The organism is Leifsonia sp. NPDC058230 (assembly GCF_042882245.1).
Classification (GTDB): domain Bacteria; phylum Actinomycetota; class Actinomycetes; order Actinomycetales; family Microbacteriaceae; genus Leifsonia.
In genome coordinates this window covers 490,371-504,758 of sequence record NZ_JBHVWM010000003.1, presented here as the reverse complement: position 1 = coordinate 504,758, position 14,388 = coordinate 490,371, and the positions used below count along the sequence as shown (strand labels likewise).

Sequence of the window (14,388 nt, the reverse complement as noted above, 5' to 3'; positions counted from 1 at the left end):
ACCTCGTGGGTCTTATCCCCAGCAGCAAGCCTCATCCACAGCGGCCCGAACGCCAGAGGCTCGAACACGCGCCACGCCGACACGCGCCGCGGGCTCCCACCCCACCCTGAACACGCACCGCGGCGCCCGTCCGATGACCTCCGGAACGGGCGCCGCTGCGCGTGCCTTCACAGCCACCGCAGCCGCAGCATCCGCCGCCGCTGCAGCAGCACTGCCTAGTTGATCTCGTTTCCTTCCAACATCTCGGTGACCAAGGCCGCGATCGCCGAGCGCTCGGAGCGGGTCAGTGTGATGTGGCCGAAGAGCGCGTGACCCTTGAGCGTCTCGATGACCGAGGCGACACCGTCATGCCGTCCGACGCGGAGATTGTCGCGCTGCGCCACGTCGTGGGTCAGCACGACTCGGGAGTTCTGCCCGATGCGGCTGAGCACGGTGAGCAGCACGTTGCGCTCGAGCGACTGGGCCTCGTCGACGATCACGAAGGCGTCATGCAGCGAACGACCCCGGATGTGCGTGAGCGGCAGAACCTCCAGGATTCCGCGATCCTGCACCTCGTCGAGCACGTTCTGCGAAACGAGCGCCCCGAGCGTGTCGAACACGGCCTGGCCCCACGGGTTCATCTTCTCGCCCTGGTCGCCGGGGAGGTAGCCGAGCTCCTGACCGCCGACCGCGTAGAGCGGACGGAACACCATGATCTTCTTGTGCTGCTGACGTTCGAGCACCGCCTCGAGGCCGGCACACAGCGCGAGGGCCGACTTGCCGGTTCCGGCCCGGCCGCCGAGCGACAGGATGCCGATCTCCGGATCGAGCAGCATGTCGATGGCCAGCCGCTGCTCGGCGGATCGTCCATGCAGACCGAATACGTCGCGATCTCCGCGGACCAGCTTGAGTGCACCTTCCCCGGTGACTCGGCCGAGCGCGGAACCGCGGTCGGAGTGGATGATCAGCCCGGTGTTGACCGGCATCTCCTCGACCAGGCGGGTGTGCATCCATTCGTTCTCGTAGAGGTCGCTCATCGCTTCCGAACCGAGGTCGATCTCAGCCAGCCCCGTCCAACCGGAGTCGACGGCGAGCTCGTGCCGGTACTCCTCGGCTGCCAGACCGATCGAGGCGGCTTTCACACGCAGCGGGAGGTCTTTGGAGACGACCGTGACGGCGAGCCCGTCGTTGGCCAGATTGACCGCGACAGCGAGGATTCGCGAGTCGTTGTCGCCGAGCTGAAGACCGCTCGGCAGCACCGACATGTTCGAGTGGTTCAACTCGACGCGGAGCGAACCGCCGTCGCCGACCGGAATGGGGAAGTCGAGGCGTTCGTGCTTCACCCGGAGTTCGTCGAGGTTCCTCAGCGCCTGCCGCGCGAAGTACCCGATCTCGGGATCGTTCCGTTTGCCTTCGAGTTCGCCCACGACGACGACTGGGATGACGACAGCGTGCTCGGCGAATCGGAAGATCGCCTTCGGGTCGGACAGCAACACCGACGTGTCGAGCACATATGTGCGCTCGGCCTGCTCGAGGTGCTGCGTCGTCGATCCGGCCTGTGCCGGCTGTCGGGTACCTTGTTCGGCCACAACCACTCCCGCCCCGGGCAGCTCCGCGGAGCTCCCGGATCTTCTTGGCGAGTCGGCCGGTTGGGTTTCGAAACGAACTTACGTGGCCGTCTCGATCGGGCGCCATACCCGATAGCTCGAAGCTACGCCGCACTCCCGACACGCATCGGCGACACGCCCGCACCGAAACATTAAGCCTGGGTAAACCTTCCCCCAGTCCGAGGGCCGACCCCGGCGTTCGCCTTCGCGCGGCTTCCGGATGCGCGCCGCAGCACCCTTACTTCCACGCCGCTCAGAGCGCCGACGAGTACGACACGAAGGCCGCCCGCAGCATCTCGAGCGTCTCGTCCGTGGTGCCCGCGTGCACGCACACGCGCACCGAGGCTGCCCGGCTCGATGCGGTGATCCCGTGGTTGTGGAGGGAGGCGCTGAGGAGGGTCAGTTTTTCGGGACTCGGTTCGAGCACCACCATGCCCGCGCGCTCGGCGGGGTTGCGGGACGAACCCACGGGGACCGCGTACTCGTCTGCGAGCTGGATCACCTCTTCGACGTTGTCGGAGATCGCCTGATTGACCGCGCCGACACCGACGGCCGCGACCTCTTCGAGGGCGGCTGCGAACCGAGCCTCGGCCACCGAATCCGGGTTGCTCACGCTGAAGGCCTTGGCCGTTCCGCTCGGCGCGACGACCTCATCGAAGGTCTCCGTGCGGTCGGTTCCGGTGAAGCCGCTGAAGACTGGCGTGAGGTGCTCGAGTGCGCGCTCGCTCAGGGCGAGGAAGCCGGTGCCCCAGCCAGCACGTGTCCACTTCTGGCCGCCCGTGACGACGATGTCGGCGACGTCGTACGGCGCATCGACCACACCGAAGCCCTGGATGGCGTCGACGATGAGCAGCCGATCACCGATCACCTGGCGGATACCGTCGATGTCGGCGAGATACCCGGTGCGGGAGTCTACGAGGCTCACCGCCACGGCCGTCGTCGCCGAGCCGATCTGCTCGCGGATCTGGCCGGGGGTCACGCGTCCGTGATCCGTCTCGAGCCAGGTCGGCGTGATCACGTGCATGGCCTGGGATGCTCGCACCGCGGCATAGGTGATGCTCGGGAATTCGGCCCGCGAGAGCAGCACTTCGCCGCCCGTCAGACCGAACATCGCGTGCATCAGGCCCGTGCTCGTGTTGGGCTGGAAGACGATCTGGTCGGCCGCGAAGCCGGTGAGCGCCGCGGCGGCCTCGCGCAGCCGCTCGTCTTCGCCGCGCATCCGGTCGACCGTGCCGAAGCGGCTCTTGGCGAGGATCTCGTACTGCCCGATCGTCTCCGCCACGACGGTCGCCGACACCGGGCCGACACGGCCGTAGTCCAGGTAGCCCGGCTCCTCGCGGAACCCGGCCGCGAACTCCTCGATGGTCGTCATCTCGTCATCCTCAGCTCCCGTACCGCCGCTGCCGCCGCGAGTAGTCGCGCACGGCCCGCAGGAAGTCGACCTCGCGCAGGTCGGGGCCGAGAGCCTCGACGAAGTAGAACTCGCTGTGCGCGCTCTGCCAGAGCATGAAATCGCTGAGGCGTTGCTCGCCGGAGGTGCGGATGACCAGGTCGGGGTCGGGCTGACCGCCGGTGTAGAGGTGCTCGCCGATCAGGTCGGGGGTGAGCAGGTCGGCGAGGGTGTCGAGGCTGCCGCCATCGGCGTGGTGCGCTGCGACGATGCTGCGCATCGCATCCGTGATCTCCTTGCGGCCGCCGTAGCCCACGGCGAGATTCACGTGCAGGCCGGTGTTGTCGGCTGTGCGCTGTTCGGCAGCGGTGAGCGCGGCGACCAGGGGTTCGGGAAGCCCTGCGACGCTCCCGACGTGCTGCACGCGCCAGTCGCGGTAGCGGGACAGGTCGTCGGCGAGCTCGGCGATGATCTCGATGAGAGCGGCGAGCTCATCGCTCTTCCGGTTGGTGAGGTTGTCGGAGGAGAGCAGATAGAGGGTGACTACGGAGACCCCGAGATCGTCACACCATTCGAGGAACTCGCGCATCTTCGCCGCGCCGGCCCGGTGGCCGTGAGCCGCCGTCGTCAGGCCGGCCTGGCGCGCCCATCGGCGATTGCCGTCGATGATCATCGCGACATGACCGGGAACGACGTCTTTGGTGAGGCTCCGCCTCAGCCGATTCTGATAGAGACCGTAAAGGAGGCCACTCCCGAGGGGGAAACTCCGTCTGCTCACAGAGGTACGTTACCGCGCATGGGAGGATCCAACTCACAGCCCGTGGTCAACGCCGGTCCCGTACCCTTGCAGCATGACGCCCCGCAAAGCCCGCGAGAACGAAGACGTCGGCGACCTGCTCGAGAAGCCGGCCGACGCCCTCCAGCCCGCTGACGCGGCCGTCAAGGCCGACGACGACCTCGGACCCGACCTGCCGAACATCCCGCTGCTCGACGCCTCCCCGGCGAGCGCCGCCGAGATCAAGCCGACGTGGCGAGGCTGGATCCACGCGGCAACGTTCCCCGTCACGATCGCGGCGGGAATCGTGCTCATCACCCTCGCCCACGGCGCGCCGGCGAAGTGGTCGTCGGCGGTGTTCATGCTCACGTCGATGCTGCTGTTCGGCAACTCCGCGCTCTATCATCGCTTCAACTGGAAGCCGCGCACCAAGGTCATCCTGAAGCGTATCGACCACGCCAACATCTTCCTGCTGATCGCGGGAACGTACACCCCGCTCGCTGTGCTGGCGCTGCCGCCGCAGAAGGGCATTCTGCTCCTGTCGCTGGTGTGGGGCGCGGCCCTCCTCGGCATCGGCTTCCGTGTGTTCTGGATCCAGGCGCCGCGGTGGCTCTACGTGCCCATCTACGTCGGAATGGGCTGGGGCGCGCTCGGCTACATCGTCGACCTGTTCGAGGCGAACGTGGCCATGATGGTGCTCGTCCTTGTGGGCGGCGTGCTGTACACGATCGGCGCCGTCATCTACGGGATGAAGCGACCGAACCCGTTCCCCGGAAGGTTCGGCTTCCACGAGATCTTCCACACACTGACAGTGCTGGCGTTCCTCTGCCACTGGGCGGCGACTCTGCTGATCGCCATCGACCCGGTCTACAACGCGGGTTAGTGCTCGCGGCGTGCGGCCCGCGTCAGCGCTCGTCGCCCTCCGGGCGCTCCTCGCGACCGGCCTGCTCCGCATCCAGCTTCTCGGCGATCTCCGCGCGGTAGCGCACCCGGCGGATGCGGCGCACCATGTCGATGATCAACAGGATGACCACGACAGCGATCGCGAACGTCACGAGAAAGCCGACATAGCCGGGCGTCACCTGGTCGTCGTTCGGGACGGTCGGGGTCGGTGTCGGTGTCGCCGCGGTCAGCCAGACGCCGGCGCGCAGTATGGCGTCGGCGATCATCCGGCGTTCTCGATTCCGGCGAAGAGGTCGGTCTCAGGCATCTGCGTAGTCACTTTCGAGTCGATGAGCTGGAAGTCCTCGGTCGGCCAGGCTCGACGCTGCACGTCGTTCGGCCAGAAGAAGAAGGGGCTGTCGGGTGCGACCTGGCTCGCGTGCGAGCGCAGAGCGCGGTCGCGCGCTTCGAAGAACTCTCCCGCGGGGATGCGGGTGGTGATGTCGACGTCGGGCTCTCGCATCCAGCCGCGCATGTCACGCAGTCTGCTCACCAGGGGCGACTCCGGCGCGGTCTCGAGCAGGTCGTCGTAGACCGCGTTCAGCCGGCCCGGGTTGAAGATGCGGTCGTAGTACAGCTTCGAGACCTGCCACGGCTCCCCCGCATCCGGGTACCGCGCGGGGTCGGCGGCGGCCCGGTAGGCCTCGACGCCGACGACGTGCGCACGGATGTGGTCGGGATGCGGATAGCCGCCGTTCTCGTCGTAGGTGATCATCACGTGAGGCTTGAACGATCGCACGAGGGCGACCAGCGGTTCGGCCGAGATCTCGAGTGGGATGGACGCGAACGAGCCCGGAGGAAATGTTCCGTCGTCCCGTGCCATGCCGGAGTCCACATACCCGAGCCAGCGGTGCTGGATGCCGAGCACGGACTGGGCGGCCGCCATCTCCCTGCGGCGCAGCCCCGCGAGGTCGCGACGCGCCATCGCCAGGGCGGCCTGCGGCATCCCCTCGTTGAGGATGTCGCCGCGCTCGCCGCCCGTGCAGCTGACTACCATGACCTCGTCGCCGAGGCTGGTGTAGTAGGCCGCGGTGGCCGCGCCCTTGCTCGACTCGTCGTCGGGATGGGCGTGGACTGCCATCAATCGCCGGGTCACACCGTTTCCTTTTGCCGTGCTGGGGCCCGTTGAGGCCGCTGAGGAGAAACGATTCCCAGATTCGTCTCCTAGTCTTGGAGTTCAAGCCTACCGTCGTGGACGGTGCACCATTTCACGGGAGACTCAGTGCGGGAAGAAGCAGGGCGATGACCGAGACGCTCGATCGTCGCTACGGACGCACACCCAACCGCAAGCGACGGGACCGCTGGTGGATCATCGGGGTCGCCGTCGCCTTCGTCGCCGTGTTCACAGGCTGGGTCTTCTGGGCGGGCTGGGACAACGACAGCGCGGACCTCGAAGCGACGGACACCGCGTACACGATCGTCGACGCCCACCACGTGGACATCACCTTCACCGTGAACACACCACCGGGCACCCCGGTGACCTGCGCGGTGCAGGCGCTCAACGAATCCTTCGCCATCGTGGGCTGGCGCGTCATCAGCTACGGGGCGTCGGATGCGCGGCTCACCACCCACAAAGAGACGATCCGCACCACCGAGCAGAGCAACACCGGTTTGATTTCGAGCTGCTGGCTGACTTAAGCTTGTCCGAATACGCCTCGACGGACTGTCGGGGCGTCGACTTTATGCCCGACGGTCACCCGACCGCCGACGATCTGCCCACCGGCAGTACGCCGGTAGCGCAAAGGAGTTCACCATGTCTCAGGAGCCTCTGGTCACCTTTCTGACCCAGGATGCTTTCGATCGTCTCCACGCGGAGCTCGAGGAGCTCAGCGTGAACGGCCGCAATGAGATCGCGAAGCGCATCGAATCCGCTCGCGAAGAGGGCGACCTCAAGGAGAACGGCGGCTACCACGCCGCCAAAGACGAGCAGGGCAAGATCGAGGCCCGCATCGTTCAGCTCACCAACCTGCTGCGCACCGCGACGGTCAGCGCGGCCCCGCAGAGCCACGGCGTCGTCGAGCCGGGAACGGTCATCACGGCCACGATCGCCGGCGACGAGAGCGTGTTCCTGATCGGCAACCGCGAGATCGCGGCGGGCACCGACCTCACCGTCTACAGCGAGCAGAGCCCGCTCGGCGCCGCGATCATCGGGCTCAAGGTCGGCGAAGACACCACGTACACCGCCCCGAACGGCCGCGAGATCGCCGTGAAGGTCACGAACGTCGAGACGTTCACCGGCTGATTCCCGGGCGAAGGATGCGCGGGCCGGCAGTCGCTGTCGGCCCGCTTCTTCGTTCTACTCGTAGTCGAGCACCGGGTCGTACCCGGCTGTGCGCAGCGCCTCGATGACCTGCTTGCGGTGGTCGGTACCGCGTGTCTCGACGCTCACGTCGAGTTCGACCTGGCTGATCTGAAGGCCGTGCCCGTGCCGGGTGTGCAGCACCTCGACCACGTTGGCGTTGGCGCCGGCGAGGATCTCGGAGATGCGGGCGAGCTGGCCAGGACGGTCGGGGAGCATGATCTTGAGCTTGAGGTAGCGGTCGGACGCGGCGAGTCCGTGGCTGATGACGCGCTGCATCAGCAGCGGGTCGATGTTGCCGCCGGAGAGGATCGCCACCGTCGGACCGGTGGGAGCGATCTTGCCGGCCAGGATGGCCGCCACCGCGGCGCCGCCCGCCGGCTCGACGACCATCTTGGCCCGCTCGAGGAGGACGAGCAGTGCCCGTGCCATGTCGTCTTCGCTCACGGTGACGATCTCGTCGACCACATCGCGGATGATCTCGAAGTTGAGGGCGCCCGGCTTGCTCACGGCGATGCCGTCGGCGATCGTCGCGACCAGGGAGATCTCGGTCGGCTCCCCGGCGGCGAGCGAGACCGGATAGGCGGCAGCGTTGGCGGCCTGCACGCCGATGACCCGGATCTCACGGCCCTCGCGGGCGGCACGCTGCTTGACCGCGCTCGCCACCCCGGAGATGAGACCGCCGCCGCCGATCGGCACGACGACGGTGACGGCATCCGGAACCTCATCGAGGATCTCGAGGCCGAGCGTGCCCTGGCCTGTGACGATGTCCGGGTGGTCGAAGGGCGGGATCAGGACGGCACCGGTCTCCTGCGCGAAGTCGGCCGCCGCGCGCAGCGTCTCGTCGACGATGCTTCCGCTCAGAACGACGTCGGCGCCGTAGTCCCGGGTCGCCTGGAACTTGGGGATGGCCACCCCGACCGGCATGAAGATCGTCGCGTGGATGCCGAGCTCGCGTGCAGCGAAGGCGACGCCCTGCGCGTGGTTGCCGGCGGATGCGGCGACGACGCCGCGCTCACGCTCCTCCGCGTTCAGTTTGGCGAGCCTGTTGTATGCGCCGCGGATCTTGTACGAGCCGGTGCGCTGGAGGTTCTCGCACTTGAGGTACACGGATGCCCCGAGCACCTCCGCGAGAAAGCGGGAGCTCTCGATGGGAGTGGGCTGCGCGACCCGTGACACGATCGCACGGGCCGCCTCGATCTCGTCGAGGCTCGGGCCGGCGAAGGGTGTGCGCGTCGAGTCTGTCAGCGTAGCCACTCGCTCAGCCTACTCGCGGCCGTATTCCGTAAACCGAATGTTCTGTCACGCAGCGTCGGGCTGTCAGCCCCGGGACCGGCGAACGACCTGCGGAACGGTCTGCCAGATGGCTGTCGGCGGCCCGGCGTAGCCGCCCGGCGGTCTCGTGCGCCACGCCCCGCTGGACACGTAATGCACCATCACGTTGAGCACGGCCACGAACGGCACGGCGAACAGGGCACCCGGAATGCCGGCGAGCAGCGAACCCGCGGCCACCGCCAGCACCACCGCGAGCGGATGCACCTTGACGGCCGTGCCCATGATGAGCGGCTGGAGCACATGGCCCTCGATCTGCTGCACCAGCAGCACGACGGCGAGCATGATGACAGCGGTGACCCACCCGTTGTAGACCAGCGCGACGAACACCGCCAGCGCACCGGTGACCACGGCGCCGACCACGGGGATGAACGAACCGAGGAAGACGAGCACCGAGATCGGGATGACCAGCGGCAGACCGAGGAAGAACGCGCCCAGGCCGATCCCGAGCGCGTCGATCGACGCCACGAGGATCTGCACCTTCACGAAGTTGCGCAGTGTCATCCAGCCGGCCTGACCGGCGCCGTCGACGGCCGCGCGTGCACCCTTCGGGAAGATGCGAACGATCCAGTTCCAGATGGTCTTGCCGTCGATGAGGATGAACAGGGTGCTGAACAGCGCGAGCAGCACGCCCGTGAGCACATGCCCGAGCGTCGAACCCAGGGACAGCGCTCCCGTGATGAAGACCTGGCCGTCCTGCTGGAGCGAGGACACGATCTGATTGAGACCATCCGTGATCTGCCTCTCCGTCAACCCGAGAGGTCCGGTGGTGAGCCAGGCACGGAAATCGTTGAACGCGGTCACCGACTGCTCGCTGAGGGCCGATCCCTCGCGCGCGACCTGCCAGATCGCCAGATAGAGCAGCCCGCCGACGACGACGATCACTGCGAGCATCGCCGCCACGATCGCCAGCCAGCGCGGCCATCTGTGACGCACCAGCAGGTCGACGAACGGCACGAGGAGCGCGGAGATGAGCACGGCGATCAGCAACGGGATGATGATCAGCCGCAGCTGGATGACGAGGAAGATCACGACAGCGATGACAGCCCCGACGACCAGCAGCCGCCACGACCAGGCGCCGGCGAGACGGATGCCGCGCGGCAGCTCCTCGTCGATCGGTTCGACCGGCCCCTCCAGGTCACGACGCCTGCGGTTGAGGAACCAGGTGCGCGCGGGCGCGCGGTTCTCCCCCGCGGGCTCCCGCGCGGCCGGTGGGGTCGCATCCGTGTCTGACATGTTCGTCAGTTTACGGGCGCGCGCCTTCCCGGCTACGGGGTTGACCGCGAGTTCGGCTGATGCTCAGCCGGCTACTGATCGAGCCCGGCGACCTGAAAGATCAACGGCGGATGCTCGATGCTCGTCGAGAACCACGACCAGCTCCCACCGGACTCGCGCTGTTGAACCGCCGCATTCACCACCTGTGACGCTTGCACATTGTTCAGCACCACCGACATCGCCACGTTGCCGTTGACCGTCTTCGTCCCCGCCCCGGTCACCGATCCGCCGATGACCGACCCGGAGATCGTCAATTTGGTCGCGCCGCTCACCGACAGCAGGAACGTCATCACATAGTTGGCCGTCGCGGTGATCCCGTAGGCGCTCGGCAGGAAGTGCACCGAGACGCCCGGACCACCGGAGGGGACCTGACGGAAGTTGAACGCCGCGAACGGCGTGCCCGTCGTGTCGGTCTGCAGGATGTCCGGCGCGATGACGGTGAGGTTCGTCCGCCCCTTCCCCACGGTGTGGGTGGGACTGATGACCTCGATGGGCTGCAGCCACCAGGGGAGGTGGATGACGTCGTTCAACCGGATCTCTGTGGCGAGTTCCTTGAAGGACAGGGTCTTTTCGAACGTGGAGAGGTCGATCGTCGACGTATTCTCGGCGGCCTCCCCCGAGGCTTCACCTAACATGAGGATTATTCTACTCGCGCGGTCAAGTCCCTCATTCGGGGGATGCGGGCGCGGCGGTCACCGGCGTGCCCGCGAGCTCGACGTGCACCGCCGATCCGGGCTCCGGCGTCTCCCGTGCCGCATGCTGGACCGCCAGCTCGGTTCCGTCCTGGAGACGGAGCTGCGTGCGGCGCAGCGCACCGAGGAAGCTGGTGGAGACGACGGTGGCCGGGATGCCCGCGGACGAGAGCAGCACATCCTCCGGCCGCAGGTAGACCTGCACGGCGCCGTCCGGCACGCCGGCGCTCACGAGTGGAACGGGGCGTCCGAACACCGACAGCTCACCGCCGGCCACACGGCCTGCGACCTTGTTCGTGAGCCCGACGAACTCGGCCACGAACGGCGAGGCCGGCCGGCGATACAGCTCCTCGGGTGTGCCGATCTGCTCGATGTCGCCCGAGCGCATGACGGCGACGCGGTCCGCGATGGCGAGCGCCTCCTCCTGGTCGTGCGTGACGAAGAAGGTGGTGATCCCGAGCTCGGTCTGGATGCGGCGAATCTCGTCGCGGAGCTGCACCCGCACCTTCGCGTCGAGGGCCGACAGGGGCTCGTCGAGCAGCAGCACGCGTGGGCGGGTCACCAGTGCCCTCGCCAGGGCGACGCGCTGCTGCTGCCCGCCGCTCAGCTGGTGAGCGTAGCGGTCGACGTGGTGGTCGAGGCCGACGAGTGCGAGGGCTTCCGCTGCGCGGAGGCGACGCTCCGCGGGCGGCGTCTTGCGCATCCGGAGCCCGAATTCGACATTCTGACCGGCCGTGAGGTGCGGGAAGAGCGAGTACGACTGGAAGACCATCCCGAGGTCGCGACGGTTGGTCGGCTCGTCGGTCACATCGATGCCGTCGATGAGGATACTCCCCGAGTCGACGCGTTCCAGGCCCGCGAGCGCTCGCAGCGCCGTCGTCTTGCCGCAGCCGCTCGGGCCGAGCAGGGCGATCAGCTCGCCAGGCTGGGCGGCGAGGTCGAGCCCGTTGAGCCCGACACCGCCGCCGAAGTCGCGCACGACCTCCCGGAGCTCGACGGTCGACCCGAACTGAGGGGATTCGAGGGCTGACATCATGAACCTTTCGCGGTGCGTCGCCGTCCGGCCGCAACGAGGCGGTCGACGACGAAGAGGAGGAGGAAAGCGAACAGCAACGCGAGGAGCGCGAAGATGACCGCGACGAACGGATCGGACTGCGACACGAGCAGCAGCGAGGTCTGAAGGTTCACCCGGCTGAGCAACGACGCGATGGTGAACTCGCCGAGCACCACGGCCACCGAGAGCACGCTCGCCGCGAGGATGCCGCGACCGAGGTTGGGGACGAGGATGCGGGTGAGCACGCTCATCCATCCGGCGCCGAGAGAACGCCCCGCTTCGCTGAGAGTGACGACGTCGATGGCCGCGATGTTGCTCTGGATGGCCCGATACGCGTACGGGAGCACAGTGATGCCGTAAGCGAAGGCGAGCGTCCAGGTGCCGGACCCGAAGATCTGGGTGACCACCGAATACGTCGGCGCGAGCCCGACCACCATGACGATCGCGGGGATCATGATCGGGAGCAGGCAGACGACCTCGAGCAGCCGGCGCAAGCGCGGGAACCGCAGCTCGACCAGGATCATCGTGGGCAGCAGCACGAGCAGCATGATGAGCACGGTCACCAGGGCGAGCACGAGCGAGTTGCCGAGGCCCTGGTAGATGCGGTCATAGCGCGTCGTGCTGCCGCTGAACACGAGCACCCAGCGGTCGAAGTTGTAGACGCCGGGCTTCGCCGTGCGGAGCGTGAACTCCAGCATCGAGAACAGGGGAATGAGGAAGAAGAGGCCGAAGACGGTCCAGATGATGCTCCGCGTGACGGGACCGGGGCCGAACCTCAGAGTCTGGCCCGGCCGGGCGGACTGCGCGCGGCTCACCGCTGCCACCTCGCCGTTCGCGAGACGAGCGCGGAGTAGCCGAGCATGACCACGATCATCACCACGAGCATCCCGAGCGACATGGCACCGGCCAGGTTCGCGCGGCCGAGCACGGTCTCACTGATCAGGGCTTGGCGGATCTGCAGGGAGACGATGTTGTTCGCCTGGCCGACGAGCGCCGCCGCGGTCGCGTACGAGGAGAACGCGTTGGCGAACAGCAGCAGCAGACTGCCGAGGAACGACGGCATCAGCACGGGGATGCCGACCCGCCACCAGTAGGACGCGCGGCTTCCGCCGAGCGTCGCGTTCGCCTCGAGCCACTGTGGCTTGAGACCTTCGAGGGCGGGCATGAACGTGATCACCATGAGCGGGATCTGGAAGTACAGGTACGGCAGGATGAGCCCGGGCACGGTGTAGAGCCACACGCCGTTCTCGTAGATGTTGATGCGGAACTGGTTGCGCAGCAGAACGGTCACAAGACCCTGGGCGCCGATCGTCGCGATGAAGGCGAACGCCAGCATCACACCGCCGAATTGGGCGAGCACGCTGCTCGCCGAGTCGACGAGCGAGCGGGTCACCCCGCCCGCGCGTGAGCGCAGCATGGCGAAACAGAGGGCGGCACCGGCGATCGCGCCGACGACGGCGGTCACCGCGGAGAGGAAGAAGGCGCCGAAGAACGATCCGAGGATCGCCGGCTCGGCGAGACCGCTGAGGTTCTCCCACGTGAACGTGCCGTTCGCATCCAGGAACCCGCTGCCGACCGCGATCACGGTCGGGATGGCGAGGAAGACGACGACGTAGAAGGCGAAGGGAGTCAGGCCGAGCACCGCGGGAACGCCGCGACGACGGCGACGGGTGGGTGCCGCGCCCGACGGCGAGTGCCGCCGGGGAACATCCCCGGCGGCACCGCTGTCGATCGCCGGCGCCGCAGCGTCAGCAATAGAAGATGTCACTAGCCGACCGCGTTAGCCCACTTGGCGTTGAGCAGGGTTCCTGCGTCGGTCGCCTGCTTGTCCGTCATGACGGCCGTCTTGTCGAGCTTGCCCGGGAACTCGGCGGTGTCGAGCGTTCCGGCCTTCTCCATCGCGTCGACGCGCGCCGGGTAGGCGCCGCCCTTCAGCCAGGCGTTCTGAGCGTCGTCGCTGTAGAGGTACTCCTCCCAGAGGCGAGCGGCGGCCGGGTGAGGCGCGTCCTTGTTGATCGCCTGGTTGTAGTACCCGACGTATGCGGTGCCCGGCAGTACGACGTACTTCCAGTTCACGCCGCCGCCCTTGATGGTGTCGGAGGTCGAGTAGCCCTTCTGGTTGAACGACCAGTCGAGCAGAACCGGGGTCTCGCCCGAGGCGATGGTGTTGGGCTTGCCGTCGGCGGCGTTCCAGTTGCCGGCTGCCTTGAGCTTCGAGAACCAGTCGATGCCCGGGGTCAGGTCGTCGAGCGTTCCGTTGTTCTGCAAGTCGGCGTACGCGACGGCGCCGGCGGCGGCCGCGGCCTGCGTGGGGTTGCCGTTCAGCGCGACAGCGCCCTTGAACTCCGGCTTCAGCAGGTCGCTGAACGTCTTGGGCGCGGTCTTGATCTTGTTGGCGTCGTAGCCGACGGCCATCACGCCGTAGTATCCGACCTTCCAGAGACCGGTGCTCTCCTTCTGGTCGGCGGGGATGTCGTCCCAGCCGGTCGGCTTGTACGGCGCGAAGTACTGCGTGTTCGCGACCGCCACCGAGCTGCCGATGTCGAACGTGTCGGGAGCGGTGTCCTGCCCCTTCAGCTTCTTGGCGGCGTCGATCTCCTCCTGGCTGGACGCGCTGTCCTGGCTGGGGTTGATCGTGATGCCGTACTTCTTGGTGAAGCCGTCGAAGATCTGCTGGTAGTTCGCCCAGTCGCCGGGGGTCGCGATGATGTTGAGGTTGCCCTCCTTCTTCGCAGCGGCCACCAGCGCATCCATCGAGCCGAAGTCCTTCACACTCGTGGCTGTGGCGGCGTCGGCTGCTGCCCCGCCGCTCGGGTCCGCTGCATTGGCGCCGCCAGAGCAGGCGGCGAGCGACAGGACGACGGCAGTGGCCGCGGCGGCCAGGCCGGCGACGCGTGCGCGCTTCTTGGTCAAGAGTTCCTCCGTTTGGTTACCCGGATGGTCGCCTCCCGTTCGCGGAAAGGCTTCGGATTCCTCCGGGCCAGGGGCCACGCTAGGCACGCCTGGCAACCGGTTCGGGAGCGTCCGGTGGACGGATGGTGAA

General features: G+C 67.5%; 15 protein-coding genes. 3 read left to right on the top strand and 12 right to left on the bottom strand.

Annotated elements, in window-relative coordinates; translation table 11 throughout:
* Nucleotides 1-215: 215 nt before the first annotated feature.
* The 3 genes from ACFVV0_RS12295 to ACFVV0_RS12285 form a co-directional block, all read right to left on the bottom strand.
* Entirely contained in the window at nt 216-1,568 is a 1,353-nt protein-coding gene (locus ACFVV0_RS12295; RefSeq protein WP_387063134.1) for a PhoH family protein, read from the bottom strand.
* Nucleotides 1,569-1,839: 271 nt separating this feature from the next.
* Complete coding sequence (locus ACFVV0_RS12290) at nt 1,840-2,958, bottom strand: aminotransferase class V-fold PLP-dependent enzyme (protein WP_387063131.1); 1,119 nt, start codon at nt 2,956-2,958, stop codon at nt 1,840-1,842.
* 10 nt (nt 2,959-2,968) lie between these two features.
* Nucleotides 2,969-3,754 (bottom strand): isoprenyl transferase, encoded by a 786-nt coding sequence (locus tag ACFVV0_RS12285; RefSeq protein ID WP_387063128.1) that lies wholly within the window; start codon nt 3,752-3,754, stop codon nt 2,969-2,971.
* Between the two features lie 73 nt (nt 3,755-3,827).
* Here ACFVV0_RS12285 and ACFVV0_RS12280 point away from each other — a divergent pair, with 73 nt between their 5' ends.
* Nucleotides 3,828-4,634 carry a hemolysin III family protein gene (locus tag ACFVV0_RS12280; protein ID WP_387063126.1) on the top strand — a complete coding sequence of 269 codons (807 nt, stop codon included), beginning with the start codon at nt 3,828-3,830 and terminating at the stop codon, nt 4,632-4,634.
* 22 nt (nt 4,635-4,656) lie between these two features.
* On the opposite strand, the gene ACFVV0_RS12275 is transcribed toward ACFVV0_RS12280, so the two are convergent.
* Nucleotides 4,657-4,920, bottom strand: a complete 264-nt coding sequence (locus ACFVV0_RS12275; RefSeq protein ID WP_387063124.1) for a hypothetical protein — start codon at nt 4,918-4,920, stop codon at nt 4,657-4,659.
* Nucleotides 4,917-5,774, bottom strand: coding sequence for a mycothiol conjugate amidase Mca (mca, locus tag ACFVV0_RS12270; protein WP_387063566.1), 858 nt, complete (start codon nt 5,772-5,774; stop codon nt 4,917-4,919). The genes ACFVV0_RS12275 and mca overlap by 4 nt, the downstream gene beginning before the upstream one ends.
* A 161-nt stretch (nt 5,775-5,935) precedes the next feature.
* On the opposite strand from mca, the gene ACFVV0_RS12265 reads away from it, so the two are divergent.
* Entirely contained in the window at nt 5,936-6,331 is a 396-nt protein-coding gene (locus ACFVV0_RS12265; RefSeq protein WP_387063121.1) for a DUF4307 domain-containing protein, read from the top strand.
* 115 nt (nt 6,332-6,446) lie between these two features.
* Nucleotides 6,447-6,935, top strand: coding sequence for a transcription elongation factor GreA (greA, locus tag ACFVV0_RS12260; RefSeq protein ID WP_387063118.1), 489 nt, complete (start codon nt 6,447-6,449; stop codon nt 6,933-6,935).
* 54 nt (nt 6,936-6,989) lie between these two features.
* Here the strand turns inward: greA and ilvA are convergent, their stop codons facing one another.
* The 7 genes from ilvA to ACFVV0_RS12225 all read right to left on the bottom strand — a co-directional run bounded on the left by ilvA (nt 6,990) and on the right by ACFVV0_RS12225 (nt 14,258).
* Nucleotides 6,990-8,249: a threonine ammonia-lyase gene (ilvA, locus tag ACFVV0_RS12255; protein WP_387063115.1), complete on the bottom strand. Its 1,260-nt coding sequence runs from the start codon at nt 8,247-8,249 to the stop codon at nt 6,990-6,992.
* A gap of 63 nt (nt 8,250-8,312) precedes the next feature.
* Complete coding sequence (locus ACFVV0_RS12250; protein WP_387063112.1) at nt 8,313-9,560, bottom strand: AI-2E family transporter; 1,248 nt, start codon at nt 9,558-9,560, stop codon at nt 8,313-8,315.
* A gap of 71 nt (nt 9,561-9,631) precedes the next feature.
* Nucleotides 9,632-10,234, bottom strand: coding sequence for a hypothetical protein (locus ACFVV0_RS12245; protein ID WP_387063109.1), 603 nt, complete (start codon nt 10,232-10,234; stop codon nt 9,632-9,634).
* A 31-nt stretch (nt 10,235-10,265) separates the two neighbouring features.
* Nucleotides 10,266-11,324, bottom strand: coding sequence for an ABC transporter ATP-binding protein (locus ACFVV0_RS12240; protein WP_387063106.1), 1,059 nt, complete (start codon nt 11,322-11,324; stop codon nt 10,266-10,268).
* Nucleotides 11,324-12,169: an ABC transporter permease subunit gene (locus ACFVV0_RS12235; RefSeq protein ID WP_387063104.1), complete on the bottom strand. Its 846-nt coding sequence runs from the start codon at nt 12,167-12,169 to the stop codon at nt 11,324-11,326. The genes ACFVV0_RS12240 and ACFVV0_RS12235 overlap by 1 nt, the downstream gene beginning before the upstream one ends.
* Nucleotides 12,157-13,113 carry an ABC transporter permease gene (locus ACFVV0_RS12230; RefSeq protein ID WP_387063101.1) on the bottom strand — a complete coding sequence of 319 codons (957 nt, stop codon included), beginning with the start codon at nt 13,111-13,113 and terminating at the stop codon, nt 12,157-12,159. Before ACFVV0_RS12230 ends, ACFVV0_RS12235 begins: the two co-directional genes overlap by 13 nt.
* On the bottom strand, nt 13,113-14,258 hold the full coding sequence (locus ACFVV0_RS12225; protein ID WP_387063099.1) for an ABC transporter substrate-binding protein: 1,146 nt from the start codon (nt 14,256-14,258) through the stop codon (nt 13,113-13,115). Before ACFVV0_RS12225 ends, ACFVV0_RS12230 begins: the two co-directional genes overlap by 1 nt.
* Between the last annotated feature and the right edge of the window lie 130 nt (nt 14,259-14,388).